The 17703-nt window shown below is 68.3% G+C and carries 14 protein-coding genes and 1 other RNA gene; 8 read left to right on the plus strand and 7 right to left on the minus strand.

Translation table 11 applies throughout. The features are described 5' to 3' along the window. The first annotated feature begins 31 nt into the window (after positions 1 to 31). Entirely contained in the window at positions 32 to 1348 is a 1317-nt protein-coding gene (gene pepQ / locus AB7878_RS07570; RefSeq protein WP_369493772.1) for a Xaa-Pro dipeptidase, read from the plus strand. Positions 1349 to 1412: 64 nt separating this feature from the next. Here the strand turns inward: pepQ and AB7878_RS07575 are convergent, their stop codons facing one another. Continuing rightward, complete coding sequence (locus AB7878_RS07575; RefSeq protein ID WP_369493773.1) at positions 1413 to 2753, minus strand: aminopeptidase P N-terminal domain-containing protein; 1341 nt, start codon at positions 2751 to 2753, stop codon at positions 1413 to 1415. Then, entirely contained in the window at positions 2750 to 3313 is a 564-nt protein-coding gene (locus AB7878_RS07580) for a UPF0149 family protein (RefSeq protein ID WP_369493774.1), read from the minus strand. The genes AB7878_RS07575 and AB7878_RS07580 overlap by 4 nt, the downstream gene beginning before the upstream one ends. Before the next feature lie 123 nt (positions 3314 to 3436). Between AB7878_RS07580 and AB7878_RS07585 the strand changes: the two genes are divergently transcribed. The 5 genes from AB7878_RS07585 to AB7878_RS07605 all read left to right on the plus strand — a co-directional run bounded on the left by AB7878_RS07585 (position 3437) and on the right by AB7878_RS07605 (position 5378). Then, positions 3437 to 3676 (plus strand): TIGR02449 family protein, encoded by a 240-nt coding sequence (locus AB7878_RS07585; RefSeq protein ID WP_369493775.1) that lies wholly within the window; start codon positions 3437 to 3439, stop codon positions 3674 to 3676. 4 nt (positions 3677 to 3680) lie between these two features. Next, a complete protein-coding gene (locus AB7878_RS07590) occupies positions 3681 to 4031 on the plus strand; it encodes a cell division protein ZapA (RefSeq protein ID WP_369493776.1) in 351 nt (116 codons plus the stop codon). Positions 4032 to 4043: 12 nt separating this feature from the next. After that, positions 4044 to 4230: non-coding RNA, 6S RNA (gene ssrS, locus AB7878_RS07595), on the plus strand. Between the two features lie 63 nt (positions 4231 to 4293). Continuing rightward, positions 4294 to 4914, plus strand: a complete 621-nt coding sequence (locus AB7878_RS07600; RefSeq protein WP_369493777.1) for a 5-formyltetrahydrofolate cyclo-ligase — start codon at positions 4294 to 4296, stop codon at positions 4912 to 4914. Further along, positions 4911 to 5378 carry an EVE domain-containing protein gene (locus AB7878_RS07605; RefSeq protein ID WP_369493778.1) on the plus strand — a complete coding sequence of 156 codons (468 nt, stop codon included), beginning with the start codon at positions 4911 to 4913 and terminating at the stop codon, positions 5376 to 5378. The genes AB7878_RS07600 and AB7878_RS07605 overlap by 4 nt, the downstream gene beginning before the upstream one ends. A gap of 168 nt (positions 5379 to 5546) precedes the next feature. Here the strand turns inward: AB7878_RS07605 and kch are convergent, their stop codons facing one another. Then, entirely contained in the window at positions 5547 to 6755 is a 1209-nt protein-coding gene (gene kch / locus AB7878_RS07610) for a voltage-gated potassium channel protein (protein ID WP_369493779.1), read from the minus strand. A gap of 128 nt (positions 6756 to 6883) precedes the next feature. Between kch and rpiA the strand changes: the two genes are divergently transcribed. Then, positions 6884 to 7525: a ribose-5-phosphate isomerase RpiA gene (rpiA, locus tag AB7878_RS07615; RefSeq protein ID WP_369493780.1), complete on the plus strand. Its 642-nt coding sequence runs from the start codon at positions 6884 to 6886 to the stop codon at positions 7523 to 7525. A gap of 132 nt (positions 7526 to 7657) precedes the next feature. Here rpiA and AB7878_RS07620 read toward each other — a convergent pair whose 3' ends face one another. The 4 genes from AB7878_RS07620 to AB7878_RS07635 form a co-directional block, all read right to left on the minus strand. Beyond that, positions 7658 to 9022 (minus strand): alkaline phosphatase family protein, encoded by a 1365-nt coding sequence (locus tag AB7878_RS07620; RefSeq protein WP_369495740.1) that lies wholly within the window; start codon positions 9020 to 9022, stop codon positions 7658 to 7660. A gap of 31 nt (positions 9023 to 9053) precedes the next feature. Then, positions 9054 to 10640, minus strand: a complete 1587-nt coding sequence (locus AB7878_RS07625; protein ID WP_369493781.1) for a glycoside hydrolase family 30 protein — start codon at positions 10638 to 10640, stop codon at positions 9054 to 9056. A gap of 267 nt (positions 10641 to 10907) precedes the next feature. After that, positions 10908 to 13853 carry a TonB-dependent receptor gene (locus AB7878_RS07630; RefSeq protein WP_369493782.1) on the minus strand — a complete coding sequence of 982 codons (2946 nt, stop codon included), beginning with the start codon at positions 13851 to 13853 and terminating at the stop codon, positions 10908 to 10910. A gap of 253 nt (positions 13854 to 14106) precedes the next feature. Further along, positions 14107 to 16023 (minus strand): chloride channel protein, encoded by a 1917-nt coding sequence (locus AB7878_RS07635; RefSeq protein ID WP_369493783.1) that lies wholly within the window; start codon positions 16021 to 16023, stop codon positions 14107 to 14109. Between the two features lie 346 nt (positions 16024 to 16369). Between AB7878_RS07635 and AB7878_RS07640 the strand changes: the two genes are divergently transcribed. Further along, the gene (locus tag AB7878_RS07640; protein WP_369493784.1) at positions 16370 to 17569 is read left to right on the plus strand and encodes a glycoside hydrolase family 27 protein; all 1200 of its coding nucleotides are present in this window, start codon (positions 16370 to 16372) and stop codon (positions 17567 to 17569) included. The last annotated feature ends 134 nt before the right edge of the window (positions 17570 to 17703 follow it).

Genomic DNA, 17703 nt, shown 5'->3' on the forward strand with positions numbered 1-17703 from the left:
GGCAGGCCGACGTCCCCCGCCCGGAACCCGCATGAACGCGCCGCTCGCCTCGCTCTACCCCGCACACCTCGCCACCCTGCGCGCGCGCGCCGACCAGGCGCTGGCGCTGGGCGGCTTCGACCATCTGCTGGTCGCCGCGAGCACGCCGCTAGGCAAGTTCCTCGACGACCAGGACTACCCCTTCGTCGTGAACCCGCATTTCAAGCATTGGCTGCCGCTCACCGATGCGCCCGGCAGCTGGATCGCCTACACGCCGGGCAGCAAGCCGAAGCTGGTGTTCGTGCAACCGCGCGACTACTGGCACGTGGTGCCGGAGGCGCCACACGGCTACTGGGTGGAGCACTTCGACATCGTCACCGTGCGCAGCGCGGCGGAAGCAGCGGCGCAGCTGCCGCAGGGGCGCAGCGCGGTGCTGGCGCCAGCCTGCCCGGCCATCGACGGCGTGACGGTGAACAATCCGCAAGCCGTGCTCGATTACCTGCACTGGCATCGCTCGTACAAGACGCCGTACGAACTGGCGCTGATGCGCGAGGCCAACCGCATCGGCGCGCGCGCGCACCGCGCCGCCGAGGCGGCGTTCCACGCCGGACGCAGCGAATTCGGCATCCACATGATGTATCTCGCGGCGGCACGACAGATCGACGTGGAACTGCCCTACGCCAGCATCGTCGGCCTCAACGAGCACGGCGCGGTGCTGCACTACACGCACTTCGACCGCACGCCGCCCGCCGAGCACCGCTCCTTCCTGATCGACGCCGGCGCCAGTTGCGCGGGCTACGCCAGCGACATCACCCGCACCCATGCCGCCGCCGGCCACGGCGAATTCCAGGCGCTGGTCGCCAGCATGGACGCCGCCCAGCAGGGCTACGCGTCGCAGGTGCGCGCAGGCCAGAGCTACCCCGAGCTGCACCTGCACGCCCACCGCGTGCTGGCCGGCGTGCTGCGCGAACACGGCTTCATCCGCATGAGTGCGGAAAGCGCGGTGGAGTCGGGCGTGACTTCGGCGTTCTTCCCGCACGGCCTCGGCCACCCGATCGGCCTGCAGGTGCACGACGTCGCCGGCTTCCAGCAGAGCGAGCGCGGCGGCAGCATCCCGCGCCCCGCCGGCCACCCCTACCTGCGCATGACCCGCGTGCTGGAGCCCGGCATGGTGGTGACCATCGAACCGGGCCTGTACTTCATCGACATGCTGCTGGCCGAGCTGCGCGAGAAACCGGCCGCCGCCGACATCGACTGGGCGAAGGTGGACGCGTTCCGAAAGTACGGCGGCATCCGCATCGAGGACGACGTGGTCTGCACCGAGGGCGAGCCGGAGAACCTCACGCGCGACGCGTTCGCGCAGGCCTAAACGCCACTGTAGGAGCGGCTTCAGCCGCGATTTCCCCTGCGACTGGTCGCGGCTGAAGCCGCTGCTACCGCCCGGCCAGCAGCGCCTCGATCTCCTCGGCCTCTTTCGGCACCGCGGCGCTGAGCACCTCGTGGCCGTCGCGGGTCACCGCCACGTCGTCCTCGATGCGGATGCCGATGCCGCGCCAGCGTTCGTCCACGCCGGCCTCGTCGGGCGGCACGTAGATGCCCGGCTCCACCGTCACCACCATGCCGGGCTCCAGCACGCGCGAGGCGCCGTCGATGCGGTAGTCGCCCACGTCGTGCACGTCGAGACCCAGCCAGTGGCCGGTCTTGGCGGGGAAGAAACGCTGGTAGCTGCCCTCGGCGATCGCCGTGTCGGCATCGCCATGAATCAATCCCAGCGCGCACAGGCCTTCGGCGATCACCCGCACCGCGGCGTGGTGGGCGGCGTCGAACGGCTGGCCCGGACGCACCTCGTCGATCGCGGCAAGCTGGGCGGCCAGCACCACCTCGTACAGCGCACGCTGTTCGCGGTTGTAGCGGCCGTTGATCGGGATGCTGCGGCTGATGTCGGAGGCGTAGCAGTCCAGCTCGGCGCCGGCGTCGATCAGCAGCAGGTCGCCGGCGTCCAGCCGCGCGCGATTGTGCTGGTAGTGCATCGTGCAGGCGTTGCTGCCGGCGGCGACGATGGGAGTGAACGCGGGTACCGCACCACGACTGCGCAACGCGTGCAGCAGCTCGGCTTCCACTTCGTACTCGTGCCGGCCCGGCAGCGCGCTGCGCCACGCGGCGAGATGCGCCTCGGCGGCGATGCCGGCGGCGGCGCGCATCAGCTTCAGCTCGGCACGCGACTTGTACAGGCGCAGGTCGTGCAGCAGGTGCCCCAGCGCCACGAATTCCTTCGGCACCACGCCGCCGCCGCGCAACTGGCGCAGGCGGCGCATCCAGCCCAGCAGTTGCGCGTCGAACGCGGGCTCGCGGCCGAAGTGGCAGTACACGCGCGCCCGGCCCTCGATCATGCCGGGCAGGATGTCGTCGATGTCGTCGATCGGGAACGCGTCGTCCATGCCGTAGTCGGCCACCGCGCGTTCGGTGCCGATCGAGCGGCCGTGCCAGCGCGCCTGCTCGGCATCGCGCTCGCGGCAGAACAGCACCACCTCGCCATGCAGGCGGCCGGGCAACAGCGCCAGCACCGCATCGGGCTCGGGGAAGCCGGCGAGGTAATGGAAGTCCGAATCCTGTCGGTACGGCCAGGCCGCATCGGCGTTGCGCAGGCGCTCGGGCGCGGCGGCGACCAGCAGCACGGCGTCCTCGCCGGCCATCTGCATCAGCTGGCGGCGGCGGCGGGCGAACTCCTCGCCCGCGATCGCCGGCGCGCCGGCGCGATCGGATAAGGCGCTCAATGCAGGCGGTCGCTGCCGGACTGGCCGCGGCCGGCGGACTCGGTGTACAGCAGCAGCGCGCCCACGCGCAGGAATTCCTGCACCTCGATCAGTGCGTCCTCGTCCTCGGTGGCGTCGCCGAAGTCGAAGGACGCGGCGGCGATCGTGCCGAAGTCGCGCAACACTTCCTGCGCGTCGTCCGACAGCTGCGCATGCGCATCGGTGCCGGCGAGGCCGAAGCCGCCGAGGAAGCCGCGGCACCATTCCGCCACCGCCTCGGCGCGTTCGGCCAGCGGGCGGTCGTCTTCCGGCAGCATCGGCTCGAAGCCCAGCTCGGGATCGGCCAGCGCGTCGCGGCATTGCCGCAGCAAGGTATCCAGCTTCGCCTGGTCGGCCGGCGACGGCGCCACTTCCTCGCCATCCAGCTGCAACGCGGCGAGCAGGTTGCCGCCCTGCGGCGTGGCGCCGCCGGCGAGATAGCCGCACAGCGAGCCGTGCAGTTCGCTGGCGTCCACGCCCAGGCGCAGGCGCACGATCAGCGCGTCCAGATCGTCGTGGCTGAGCGGTTCGGTGGCCGGCATGGGAAGCTCCTCGGGGACGGCCGCTCATTCTACGCCAGGCCCGCCACAGCGCCGTTTCCGGCAGCACTGCGAGACGCCGAACCGCCCGCTGTCCCCGCGCGCCGTGCTGCTATAGTTCCGCGCATGAACCCTGCCGACACCCTTCCGCCTGACCCCGTCCAGCTGGAGCTGGAGGCGCTCGGCCGCCAGGTCGACCGCCTGCTCGACACCGTGCGCCGGCTCAGCGAGGAAAATCGCAGCCTGCGGCACAGCCAGGAGCAGCTGTCGGGCGAACGCGCCAACCTGCTCGCGCGCAACGAACAGGCGCGCAGCCGGGTCGAGGCGATGATCCAGCGACTGAAGTCGCTCGAAGGCAATGGTTGAACCGATGAACGCACCAACCAGCAACGATCCGGTCGCGCTGCGACTGATCGACCGCGAATTCCTGATCGCCTGCGCGCCGGAAGAGCGCGATGGCCTCGTCGAGGCCGCCGCCCTGCTCGACCGCAAGATGCGCGAGCTGCGCGCCAACGCCCGCGCACCCAGCTTCGAGCGCCTCGCCGTGCTCGCCGCCGTGAGCATGACCCACGAGCTGCTGGCGCTGCGCAAGCAACAGGGCGGCCACGACCAGCAGACCGCGCAGCGCCTCGCGACACTGCGGCAACGGCTGGATATCGCGCTGGAAAGCGCCGTGGCGCGCCAGGGCGAACCGGTGGCGGATTTGCTGCCGAAAGCCTAGAATCGACCTCGGCGTTTTCTGCGATGTGCGCCGGCACACTCTTACATTTGCCTTGTTCCTAAATACGGCCCCGGGTCGGCTTTTCATCGGTCGTTGTGCATGTCCGCCGCGTGCGGAAAGCCTTGAGACCATGTGGCCCTCCCACCTGATCCATCGTGGATCAAGGTCGTTCGGTGGGCAGCGGCATCGCGGTTGACGCCACCTCTTCCACGCCCCGTTCGTCAAGCTGATGGACGGGGCGTTTTTCGATGGAGACAGCCCCGTGGACGCCACCGCCCAGCGCCAGAGCCTGCGGGAGCAGATGGCCGAACGCCGCCGCGCGTTGCCGCCGCCGGCGCGCATGGCCGCCGCGCAAGGCCTGCGCCGCACGCTGGAACAGCTGCCCGAATACCTCACCGACCTGCGCGTGGCCGGCTACTGGGCCAGCGGCGGCGAACTGCCGCTGAACCTGGTGATCCCGCCGCTGGCCGCGCGCGGCCAACGCTTCCTGCTGCCGCTGCTGGCCAAGGGCAAGGAACTGCACTTCGCGCCCTGGCGCGACGGCGACCCGATCGCGCCGAACCGCTACGGCATCCCCGAGCCGGTGGCGCCGCGCGAATGGTTCGCGCCGTTCCAGCTCGACCTGGTGCTGGTGCCGCTGCTCGCCTTCGACCGCCGCGGCCACCGCCTCGGCCACGGCGGCGGCTACTACGACCGCAGCTTCGCCTTCCTGAAAGACCAGGCGCGCCCCACTGAACCGCTGCTGGTGGGCGTCGCCTACGCGTTCCAGGAAGTCGAGCAACTCGACGTGGAAGCCTGGGACGTGCCGCTGGACTACGTCGCCACCGACCGCGAACTGATCGCCTGCAACACCACCGGACAAGACGGAGCCGCCCACGCATGAGCCCCCGCGAGCGCCATTACTGGCTGATGAAATCGGAACCCGACGCGTTCTCCATCGACGACCTCAAACGCAAGAAGCAGGAGGCGTGGGACGGCGTACGCAACTACCAGGCGCGCAACTACATGCGCGACGGCATGCGCGTGGGCGACAAGGTGTTCTTCTACCACTCCAACTGCGCCGAACCCGGCATCGTCGGCATCGCCACCGTGGCCACCGACGCCTACCCCGACCCCAGCCAGTTCGACCCCAAGAGCAAATACTTCGACCCCGGCAGCTCGCGCGACAACCCGCGCTGGCTGCTGGTCGACGTGAAGTTCGCGAAGAAACTCAAGCGCACCATCACGCTGAAGGAACTGCAGGCCGACGCGGCGCTGGACGGCATGGTGCTGGTCCGCAAGGGCAGCCGGCTGTCGGTGCAGCCGGTGGACGCGGGGCACTGGGAGCACATCCTCGCGCTGGAGTGATGGCCGGGCGATATGCGCGGTGCGTTGCTCCCTCTCCTGCTTGCAGGGGAGGGCTGGAGCGGGGTGCTTTTGCTCGCTCATTGTATGCATGACAAAGCGGCGAACGCGCAGAGGCAGAAGCATCTCTCCCCTCTCCCGCAAGCGGGAGAGGGAAAATCGTGTGAGCGCTCAGCCCTTGGGCGGCGCCACCGGTGCCTGTTGGAACACCCGCTGCAACACGAAGTCCCCGGTGACTTCCTCCCCCGACAGCAGCATCGCCATCAGCTCGCCACCCAGCACCTGCGGCGCGATCACCACGTCGGGCTGCACCAGCTTGACGCGGCTGAGGTGGCTGGCGTCGTTCACCGCGGCGACGGTGCGCGCGTTGCCGGCGAGTTCCTTCACCGCGAGCACCACGAACGCGTTCTCGGAGTCGTCGGCGAGCATCGCCAGCACGGCCTCGGCCTTGTGCGCGCCGGCCTGGCGCAGCACGTCGAGGTTGCTTGGGTCGCCTACAGCCACGTCGACGCCGACCAGCTCGCCGTCGGCGGGCGCCTCGCGCAGCAGGCGGGTGACCGGGCGGCCGCGCCGCGCCAGTTCACGCCAGGTGTTGATCGCCAGCGAGGTATTGCCGATCACCACGAAGTGGTTTTCCCGTTTCATGTCCGAACCCTTGCGGTTGACGATGCGTTGCAGGCTGCGGCTGACCATCGGCGCGATCACCGCGGTCAGCGAGGTCGCGAACACCGCCACGCCGAGCACGATCACCGACACCGCGAACAGTTTCGCCTCGGGCGTCACCGGCACGATGTCGCCGTAGCCCACCGTGCTCATGGTGACCATCGCGTAGTACAGCGCGGTCGTGAGGTCGGTAATCGCGGGCCGGAAGTCGGCGCCGAGGTAATAGCTGCCGAAGGTGGCGTACATCACCAGCATCGCCACCGAGGTCAGCGCGAACAGCGTGCTGGCGGCCACGCTGGAACGGCTGAAATGCCGCCATGCCGTGAGCAGCGCCACCAGCAGCAGCACGAAGTAGACGAGCAGCACGTGCGCGTGGTGCGCGCCCGCGAGCAAGTTCACCAGCGCGGTGAACGCGAGCAGCAACGCCATCGTCCAGGCCAGCCGCGAACGCAGCAGCAGGCCGATCGCCATGGTGAGCAGGCCCAGCCCGATCAGCAGCGGCGGCAGCACGCTGGGCCGGAGGTCGAACTGGCCGCCAGCGAGGCGCGCGAGGTAGTGCTGCCAGTCCGCGCCCAGGTCCAGCCGCAGCAGCGCCAGCGCGCCCAGCCCCAGCAGCAGCGCCAGCGGGACGTGCGGGAACCAGTAGCTGGTATGCAGCAGCTGCTGCACGCGGTGCCAGAGCGCACGCCAGCGTTGCCGTGTCGTCCTCAGCCACACGATGCATTGATTCCCGGGTTCCGGACCGGCGTTCACCGTAGCAACTGCGGCGCATGCTGCCAAATCGCCGCGTGCGGCGCCCGCGCAAATCGGGGATCATGGCGCCCTTTCCAGCTCACGGTGCCGCCATGAACCAGGTCAACGAAAAGAAACTCGCCGGCGAAGCCGCGCTGCGCTACGTCGAGGACGGCGCCATCGTGGGCGTGGGCACCGGCAGCACGGTGGCGTACTTCATCGACGCGCTGGCCACGATGAAGGACCGCATCAAGGGCGTGGTGTCCAGCTCGGAGCAGTCCACCGCGCAGCTGAAGAAGCACGGCATCGAGGTGTTCGACCTCAACGCCACCGGCCCGCTCGACCTCTACATCGACGGCGCCGACGAATGCGATCCGTTCAAGCGCCTGATCAAGGGCGGCGGCGCGGCGCTCACCCGCGAGAAGATCGTGGCGGCGGCGGCGAGGAAGTTCGTCTGCATCATCGACTCCAGCAAGCGGGTGGACGTGCTGGGCAAGTTCCCGCTGCCGATCGAGGTGATCCCGATGGCGCGCAGCCTGGTCAGCCGCGAGATCGTGAAGCTGGGCGGCCAGCCGGTGTGGCGCGACGGCGTGACCACCGACAACGGCAACTGGATCATCGACGTGCACGGCTGGCAGATCGCCGACCCGGTAGCGCTGGAGCAGCAGCTCAACCAGCTCGCCGGCGTGGTCACCGTGGGCCTATTCGCGCAGCGCCCGGCGGATGTGGTGCTGGTGGGTGACAAGGTGATGTGAGTTGGGGACGCCAACCGCTTCACGACGCCAGGCCCGCGCAGGCGGGAGGGCTCAGTCGAGGTGAGGCACGACGGCGTAAAGCACCCTCTCCCCAACCCCTCTCCCGTGCACGGGAGAGGGGCTTCCACGCCATCACTCACCCGGCGCGAGGATCTTCGTCAGCGGCTTGCCCTGCACGTCGTCGCCGAATTTGATGTGCAGCAGATGCGCGATGGTCGGCGCGACGTCCACGTCGGGGAACGCCGGGATCTCGCCTGCGGGCCGGATGCCTGCTCCCGCGGCGATGAAGATCGCCTGCATCAGCGGGGCGGTGTTGGGGTAGCCGTGGGCGCCGATTTCCACGGTGGGCGTCTCGTAGCGCGGCGTGTCCTTGTCGGGGAATTCGTAGTCGTCGGCCGCGTAGAGCAGCAGGTCGGGCGCCTGATTGCTTTGCGCCGGAATTGGCCAGCCCAGTTTCGCGGCCTCGTCCGGGGTCAGCGCGGCGCGGATGCCAGGCTTGCCCGCGAACAGCTTTTTCAACTCCTGTCGCGAGGCATCGGTGGCATTCTTCTGGAAGACTAGGGCGAAGCCGCCTTCGGGGAGCGCGAACGCGGGCTGCCTGGCGGTAGCGCCCTGCAACCCGGCCTCGCGCAGCGGCACGTTGGGATTCAGCAGGTGGTGCACGCTTTGCTGGCCGTGGTCGGAGACGATGATGAAGGTGGTGTTGGCCAGTTCGCCTTCGGCGCGCACCGCGTCGACGACCTCCTTCACGCGGTCGTCGAGGAAGGCGATGGTGTTGCGTCCCGCATCGTTGCCGTAGCCGGTCGCGTGCTCGATGCTGTCCAATGCCAGCAGGTGCAGCAGCAGCAGGTCGGGATGGTGCTTGCGGATGATGTCGACCGCGGCGCGGGTGTAGATGCGGTCGCGCCAGGCCTGCGAGGGCCGGCCGAAATGCACCAGTTCGTCGCGCGTGACCACGCCCTCTCGCACCAGCTCCTGCTCGACCGCGCCATCCGGATCGGGGTGTTCGGGAAAGCGCCAGGCTATGCTCGGCGCGTGCATGATCGCGACCCAGTCCACCTCGGCGGTGACGAGTCCCGCCGCGTGCGCGGCGTCGTAGACGGTGGGTACGGCAACCAGCTGCGACTTCGGCGCATCCATGTCGATCCGCGGCGGCGTGGCCTCGCGCTGGTTGACGATCAGCCCGTTGACCAGCACGTGGTGTCGGCTGGCGTCGACACCGGTGACCATGCTGGTGTGGTTGGGCCAGGTGATGGTGGGGTTGATCGGCTGCATCGACACCGCATGCACGCCCTGCTGCATCAGCGCGCGCAGCGTGGGCGCGGGCAGCTCGGGCTCTTTCAGGCTCTCGGCGCCGAACGCGTCGAGGCTGATCACGATCACCTTCGGCCGTGGCGTAGTCGTTGTCGCCTGTGCGCCGGGCATCAGCGCGACGAGGCCGGCCAGGAGACCCGCCGCGGCCAACAGGTGCCGCCACCGCTTGCTGCTTGAGACCATCACGCGATCCTCCGTCGGACAAACTGGTCAGTCATGGCTCGCCATCTCGCGCCGCATCGGGGCCGGCGGGGTGCAGCGCGTGTTCGAGCAGCCGGCGCGCCCGCTGCTCCCAGGTTTCCGTGGCGTAGTCCGGATTCCAGGTGAAGGTGGCCACGCTCTCGGGCGGCATCGTGTACCGGAAATGCAGCTGGCCCTGCTCGACGCCGACCGCGTGCGCGGCCTTCGCGCCGTTCGTCACCACCAGCACCAGCGAGCCGTCTTCGGCATTGCGGAACGCCACATTGTGGAGGTCCGGGCCGGTGTCGGTGGACCACACCCGCACCGCGCCGGGCAACACGAAGCAGCTGTAGTGGGCGAACGCGTAGTACTCGTCGTTGCGGCTCACCGCGCCGCTGTGCGAGTCGATCGTGACCATGCCCTTGCAGTTGTCGCAGCCGCCGTAGTGTGGGTCGTGGTTCTCGTCGAGCGCGAGGTTCCAGTACACCACGCCGCGCGCCCAGTTGCGCAGGCTGCCCAGTAGCAGGTCGCGCGCGAACCACAGCAGTTCGCCGTTCTTCGCGGATTCCCAGTCGCCGCCCGAGCACTCGGTGACGTAGGCGTCCTTGCGCGGCCAGGCGCGATGCACACGGCTCTGCGCGGCCGGGTCGCCCACATAGCAATGCCAGGCGATGCCGTCGAGATAGCTCCGGGCGTCGGCGTCGCCCAGCACGGCCAGGGGCTGCGCCGGGTCGTCCCAGTTGTGGTCCCAGCCGAGGATCAGCGGCCGCGTGCTGCGGTTCGCCAGGGCCGGGCCGAGGTATTGCCCGATGATCCGCGCGCGCGCGTCGGCGGGCAGCGCCATGCCCGGATAAGTCAGCGGCTGGAAGGCCGGTTCGTTCTGCACGGTCAGCGCCCAGATCGCGATGCCCTGGCCACGCATGGCGTCGACGTACTTGACCAGGTACTGCGCGTAGACCGACTCGTACTGCGCCAGCAGCGTGCCGCCGATCAGGCTGCCGTTGTTCTTCATCCATGCCGGCGCGCTCCACGGCGTGGCGATCAGGCGCAGCTCGGGATTGACCGCCAGCACCTCGCGCAGGGTCGGTATCAGGTACTCGAGATTGGCCGCGAGGTTGAAATGCGCCAGTCCGGCATCGACCTGGCCGGCAGGGAGGTCGTCCAGCGTGTACGGCTGGAGCGAGAAATCCGAAGCGCCGATGGTCACCCGCAGCAGGTTCAGGTTGAGGCCCGGCGGTGGGCCGAACATCTCGCGCAGGAACGCCATGCGCTGCCAGCTGTTGAGCCGGTTGCGGATCAGCCACGCGGAGGAATCGGTCATCGCCGCGCCGAAACCCACGATGCTCTGGAAGGTCCGGCTGGTGTCGATGACGATGTCGGCTGCCCCGGTCGCCGGCGACACGCTGATCGGGATGTCCGGTTGCCGCGCCAGGCGCAGCCGGCGATCCTGCGTACTCAGCCACAGCTCCACCGCCGGCCCGGTGGGCATCGCCAGCGGCAGCTGCAGCACCGGCGCGGCCGGCAGGCGCAAGGGCACGCGCAGCGCGGCCAGCGCGCACACGCTGAGCAGGGTCACCATCGCAATCGCGATCCGGCCGGATGTGCCCTGCCCTTCCTTCATGCGCGGCGCTCACCGCCGCGGGGCGCCGGCAGCCGGGTCGCGCTCATCGCACCCCCACGCTCGCGCAGGACAGGTCGTGGCAACCGGCCGGCGCCGCGATCCGCCCGGCGGCCTGCGTGCCGGCCGCACGAACGACTGTCGCCAGTGCGGCCGGCAGCCAGCAAAGGTTTCGGATACGAGTCACGGGAAACCTCGTCGCGTTGATGCACCCACCCTGCAGGAGAATGGCGCCGGGCCGCGGCGAGTGGCCGCCCGACGCCCCGGCACCTACAGCTTGTAGCTCGCACCCAGCATCACGGTGCGACCCCAGGTGTCGTAGTACTGCGGCATGGTCAACTGCTCGCCGTCGGCCAGACCGGAGACCTGCACCTTCGCGTCAGGCGAGTTGGTGAGGTTGCTGACCTGGAACAGCAGGGCCAGCCCCTTCCATTTCCCGGCGTCGAACGCGTAGCTCAGCTGCAGGTCGGTCTGCTTGTTGGGGATGATCCTCGTATAGGAGATCTGGTTGAAATTCGGCAGGATCTCGCCGGTGAACGAGGAGCGGTAGCGCTCGGCGATGCGTACCGACCAGCCGTACTTTTCGTAGAACAGCGTGAGGTTGGCCACCTTGCGCGACAGGCCGGGCAGGGTGGTCGGCGGGGATCCGGCGCCGCCCGGGATGGCGCCAATGACCTTCTGCGACACGGTGCTGTTGGTCAGCGAGAAGTTGGCCTGCACGCCGAAGCCGTCCAGCGCCGGCGTCAGCAGTCCGCCTTCCAGCGAGCCGGACAACTCCAGACCCTGCATCTTGCCGCCGCTGCCGTTCATCGGCGTGGTATAGGAGCCGATGTTGCTGGTAGGCGTCAGCGTGGGGTCGTTGTTGATGTAGCCCGTGAAGTCGTGGTTCAACTCGGTCTGCGTGTAGATGTAGTTGAGCAGGTTCTTGTTGAACACGGCCGCCGCGAAGTAGCTGGATTTGCCGAAGTAGAACTCGTAGGACAGGTCGGTGCCCACGGCCACGTAGGGCTTGAGCTTCGGGTTGCCGCCGCTGCCCGACCACAGTACCTGGCCGGCGGCAGGGCCTTGCGTCATCTTGGCCACGCCGGCGTAGCTGGACACCTTCTCGTCGTCGATGCGTCCGCGCGCCAGCGTCTTGGCGAAGCCGAAGCGGATGTCCTGGCGGTCGGTGAGGTGGAACACCAGGTTCAGGCTGGGCAGCCAGTTGGTGTAGCTGGTGCCGCCGTTGAGCTTGCCGATGGCATTGCCGTTGTTGTCGGTCTGCAGCGCCTGCGAGCTCTGGTTGGTGTGCACCACCTGCACGCCGACGTTGCCGGTCACCGGCACATTGCCGACGCTGGTATCGATGTTGAGCTTCACGTAGCCGACCGGCACGCGCTCGGTGATCGAATAGTTGCGGCTCCAGTCGCCGGTGCCGTTTGCCTCGGTGAGGTAGAACTGGTTTTGCAGCGCGTCCGCCACGTTGTAGTACAGGATGCCGGGAATGCCGCCGTAACCCAGCCGCGTGGGCTGGCCCACGAAGCCGGTGATCGGCGCGAAGAAGTTCTGGTCATACGGCGGGGTCGAGGTGCTGGAGGAGCCGTTGCCGTTCAACCAGGCGTAAAACACATCGGCGGTCTTGCGCTTGACGCGTTCGGAGTAGTTCGCGCCCAGCATGAAGTCGCTGAAGATCCAGCCCAGCGGATGACTGACCTCGAAGCGCACCGCGCGGATGGTATCGGTCTGCGCGTCGAACTCCTGGCGACCGTTGCGGCCGTAGCCTCCCGGATCGGTGAACCCGACCGTGCTCGGGTCGGCGAGATTCACGCTGGGGGAGAGGCTCGGGTAGTCGAAGCCGGTGGGGGTATTGAAGTTGACCGAAGCCGTGGTGCCCGGTGGCAGGCCCATGTAGAGCTGGATGTCACGCAGCTTGTTGCGGGCGCTGGAGTAGGACAGGTCGGTGGTTGCGGTCCAGCCGTTGTCGAAGAAGAACTGGGTGTTCCAACCCATGGAGAACAGCTTGTCGTGCTCGTGGTTGTATTTGTTCTGCAGGATCGGCTTGATGCCGCTGATCGTGCCCGAGGTGACGATGGGATAGGGCTGTGCGGGGGTAATGCCCACGCCGCTGTACGCCACGTTGTCCCACGGGTTGTTCGACCACTGCGCGTCGTTGGTGTACTTCTTGTTGTCGAACGTGGAGTAGTACATGTCCAGCGTGGAGTGGGTGTGCTCGTCGGGCGCCCACTCCAGCACCGCCATCAGGCCGTTGCGCCTCTGCGTTTGCGACTCCGCGTCCAGTTCCATGCCTTGCTGGTTGATCACGTTGTCGGGCAGGCCCGGCGTGGTCGGCGCGCCCCAGTTCTGGTTCATGCCGGCGCTGCCGTTGTCCGCGCCCCACCACCAGTAGTTGTACTGCTTGTCCTGGATCGGCGAATCGAGCTGGGCGAAGCCCACCGCGAGGCCCAGGGTGTGGTCGAGGAACTGGTCGACGTAGGAAATGCTGGCGCGGTGGCCCAGTGTGCCCACGTCGGCGCCAGGGTTGAGATCGCCGTTGGTGGTGTATTCGCCGCGCAGGTTGGCGGTGATCACCCGGCCAGGCTGATCCAGCGGCCTGATCGTGTGCAGGTCCATCGTGCCCGACAAGCCTTGGCCGACCAGTGTGGCATCGGGGGTCTTGTAGACAACCGCGCCGCTGATCAGCTCGGAGGGATACTGGTCGAAGTCCACGCCGCGGTTCTCGCCCACGGTGGCCTGCTCGCGGCCGTTCAGCAGCGTGCCGGAGAAGTCCGGCGAGAAGCCGCGGATCGAGATCATGTTGGCGCGACCATCCAGGCGCTGGGTGGCCAGGCCGGGCAGACGCGAAAGGCTCTCGGCAATGCTGGCGTCGGGCAACTTGCCGATGTCCTCGGCGGAAATCGCCTCGACGATTTCATTGGAATTCTTCTTGGTCCTCAGCGAATTCTCGATACTGCCGGCGATGCCGGTGACGATCACCGCGTTGAGGTTGCTGGCCTCGACCTTCTTCTGCTTTTCGGTGTTGGATTCCGGTTTCGCGTTCTTTTGCGCGGCTGGATTCGGCCGTGTCTGGTCCGACGATGTCTGGCCCGATGCGTCCTTCGCCAGCGCCGCGACGCCCGGCGCGACGAACAGCCACGCGGCGGCGCACGCCACAACCAGCCGGCGTCGCCGCAACGCGACGCCATTCCCGACCCATGCCCGATTCTGTCGACGATTCATCCGCTTTGCCTCCCCAAAGTGATTACTGTCGTTGTCATCCCCTGTCTTGCACCCTGCACGACGCCATGTGAAGGAAACGGCCCGCCCCTGCCGGCCGCAGCCCACGCGTCGTCGCGCGCAAGCATCCCCGATCTTTGCCCGCATGCGCAAACGAGCGGCCGCGTCATGTCGCGCGCATCACGAAAAACGGCCCTCGCGGGCCGTCGGTCGTCGTGCCTTGCGATCAGGGCCGAGAGGCCGAAATCGCGGCCCCTCAGTGGCGCGAGGCCACGGCCTCTTCCGGTCGCGGCTTGAGGCCATCGCGGAAGCGCAGGTAGCGCGAAGAGTGGCGCGCCTCGCGCAGGCGCCGCCCGTGCGCGGCGAGGATGTCGCCGCGGGTGAGGATGCCGACCAGCTTGTGCGGGTCGTCCTTGCTCACCACGACCAGCCGGCCCACGCTCTCGGCCACCATGTGGTCGGCCGCCTCGCGCAGCGAGTGGCCCTCGTTCACCGCGATCGGCGGCCGCGTCACCAGCTCGCCCAGGGTCAGCGTGTAATGCCACTGCGGATCGAGCAGGCTGCGGCGGGTCAGCACCCCCTGCACGTGGCCGCGCTCGTCCACCACCGGGAAGCCCTGGTGCTGCGATTCCGGCGTACCGTCGATGAGCCAGCGGCGCACCTCGGCCAGCGCCTGGGTGGTTTTCAGCGTCACCACGTCGCGCGCGCAGGCGTCGCCCACCACGACCTGATCGAGGTAGTCGGCCGCGTACTCGGCGGGCACGCGCACGCCGCGGCGGGCGATCTTCTCGGTCATGATGGTGTTGCGCATCATCAGCGCGGAGATCAGGTAGGCCGCGGTGCAGCCGCCCAGCAGCGGCAGCAGGCCGGCGGGCTGCGCCGTGGTCTCGAACGCGAACACCACCGCGGTGAGCAGCGCGCGCGAGGCGCCGGCGAAGATCGCCGCCATGCCCACCAGCGCGGCGATGCGCGGATCGATGCCGAAGTGCGGCGCCAGCGCGGCCACGCCGATGCCCATCATCGCGCCCAGCGCGCCGCCGATCGTGAACAACGGCGCCAGCGTGCCGCCGGACGTGCCGCTGCCCAGCGAGATCGACCAGGACAGGAACTTCATCACGCACAGGAAGGCCAGCGCCGCCAGCGTCAGCCGGCCATTCACGATGTCCTCGATGTTGGTGTAGCCCACGCCCAGGGTCAGCGGCGCGAAGTAGCCGACCACGCCGACCACCACGCCGCCGATCGCCGGCCACCACATCCAGTGGATCGACAGCTTCTCGAACCAGTCCTCGATGCCATAGACGATGCGCGTGGTCCACACGCTGAGCAGGCCGACCACCGCGCCGATCAGCACGTAGGTGGCCAGCGCCCAGCCGCCGGGCGAGGCCAGCACCGGCATCTGGAACACCGGCGTGGTGCCCATCAGCACGTAACGCATGCCGGTGGCGGCCACGCAGGCCAGCGCCACCGGGATCAGCGAGCGCGGGCGCAGCTCGAACAGCAGCAGTTCCACCGCCAGCACGACCGAGGCGATCGGCGCGGAGAAGATCGCCGACATGCCCGCCGCCGCGCCGGCCGCCAGCAGCACCTTGCGCTCGCTGCCGGTGACCTTCATCACCTGGCCGATGAAGGAACCCAGCGCGCCGCCGGTGGCGATGATCGGGCCTTCCGCGCCGAACGGGCCACCGGTGCCGATCGCGATCGCCGAGGAGATCGGCTTCAGGAAGGTGATGCGCGGCGGGATCTTCGATTCGTTGAGCAGCACCTGCTCCATCGCCTCGGGAATGCCGTGGCCGCGGATCGCGCGCGAGCCCCAGCGCGCCATGAAGCCCACGACCACGCCGCCCAGCGCGGGAATCAGCACCACCCACCAGCCCAGGTGCGGCACCGCGTCGGCGGGCGAGGAGAACGCGGCGGAGACGCGGCCGTAGAACACCAGGTTGGTGATCAGGCCGATCAGCATGGTGAGGATCTTCGCGATCAGCGCCGCGCCGATGCCCAGCACCACCGACACCGCGGTGATGCGCAGCACGCGGCGATCGACCAGGGTGGAGCGGCGCGGCATCTTCGCCGCGTCCAGCGTCGTGCCCAGCGCGGGCGAAAACGGCAGCGCGTCGGTGCTGCCCTCGGTGCGCACGTCGGCGTGGCCGGGGGTGTTGTCAGCGGGGGAAGTCATGAAAGGGTCCGTCGCGACTCAAAGGCGGAAATTCTACGCCGTCGTCCGCGCGAACCGAAGGCGCACGTTCTTGCGCCGCCCATCCCGTTCAGACGGCCAAACGCAGGACTCGCATGGCGGCACGCCGGTGAACCGGCGCCAGTGCACCGCATCCGCCCTGCAAGGCAGGGGTCATGTGTGACGCAACCAAATGGCCCATCATGGATATATTGTCGTACAATTTGATGCAAAGAGGCGTATTGACCCGTGTGACCGTACCTTGACCCATGTCGCTCCCGTCGCCCGCCAGCAGGCACTGGCCGTTTCCGCGCCGTCCAGCCCCGCTCCATCCAGAGGAGAGAAACTGATGAACCGTTCACTTGGACGTTTGCTGCATGCCGCGGCGCCGCTCGCCTTCATGCTTGCCGCTTCGGTCGGCGTCGCCCATGCGGACCAGGCCGCACCGGCATTGCCGCAGATGGGCTTCAACAACTGGAATTCCACGCACTGCCGCGACGAATTCAACGAGGCCATGATCCGCGGCGTCGCCGACAAATTCATCAGTTTGGGCCTGAAGGACGCCGGCTACCAATACGTCAACATCGACGACTGCTGGGCCTACTGGAAGCGCGGCAAGGACGGCCGCCTGCAAGCCAATCCCAAGCGCTTCCCCAGCGGCATCAAGGCGCTGGCCGACTACATCCACCAGCGCGGCCTCAAGTTCGGCCTGTATTCCAGTGCCGGCACCTCGACCTGCGAGCCACTCGAAGAGAATCGTGGCTTTCCGGGCGGCCTCGGCCATGAAAAGCAGGATGCGGCGACATTCGCCTCGTGGGGCGTGGACTACCTGAAGTACGACAACTGCAACAACCAGAAGATCGACGCCCGCAAGCGCTACGCGGCCATGGCCGAGGCCCTGCGCGCCACGGGCCGGCCCATCTTCTTCGCCGTGTGCGAATGGGGCGAGAACAAGCCGTGGCTGTGGGCAGGCAAACCGCCGGTCGACGCCGGCTCCTGGCGTACCACCGGGGACATCAGCGACAACTACGCCTCCATGCTGAAGATCTTCAAGGAGAACGTGGTGCTGGATGCCTATGCCAGCCCGGGCCACTGGAACGATCCGGACATGCTCGAAGTCGGCAACGGCGGCATGACCGACACCGAATACCGCAGCCATTTCAGCCTGTGGGCCATCATGGCCGCCCCGCTGCTGATCGGCACCGACCTGCGCACGATCAAGCCGGACGCGCTGCAGATCCTGCTCAACAAGGAAGTCATCGCGGTGGACCAGGACCCGCTTGGCGTGCAGGGCAAGCAAGTGAGCGATGCAAATGGCATCCACGTGATCGTCAAGCCGCTCAAGGACGGCAGCCGGGCCGTGGCCGTGTTCAATGAAACCGGCGCCACCCGCCCCGCTGTCGTCGCCGCCGCCGAGCTGGGCCTGAAAGGTGGCGCCAGCTACGAGGTGCGGGACCTGTGGGCGCATACGCAGGTGAAAGGCGACGGCTCGCTCAAGGTGACATTGCCGGCGCACGCCACCGCGATGTACCGCATCAGCAACGACTGAGGATCGGCGGCCCAGCCCCCGTTCTTCCCCGGACGGGTCCAGGAACGAACGGGCAGGGGGAGGGGCGCGATCGCAAACAGGCTCTCGCCAGGCGCACACAAGGACCGGTATTCACCCATGCCACACGTCGATGC

Source organism: Rhodanobacter humi, assembly GCF_041107455.1.
Lineage (GTDB): Bacteria > Pseudomonadota > Gammaproteobacteria > Xanthomonadales > Rhodanobacteraceae > Rhodanobacter_A.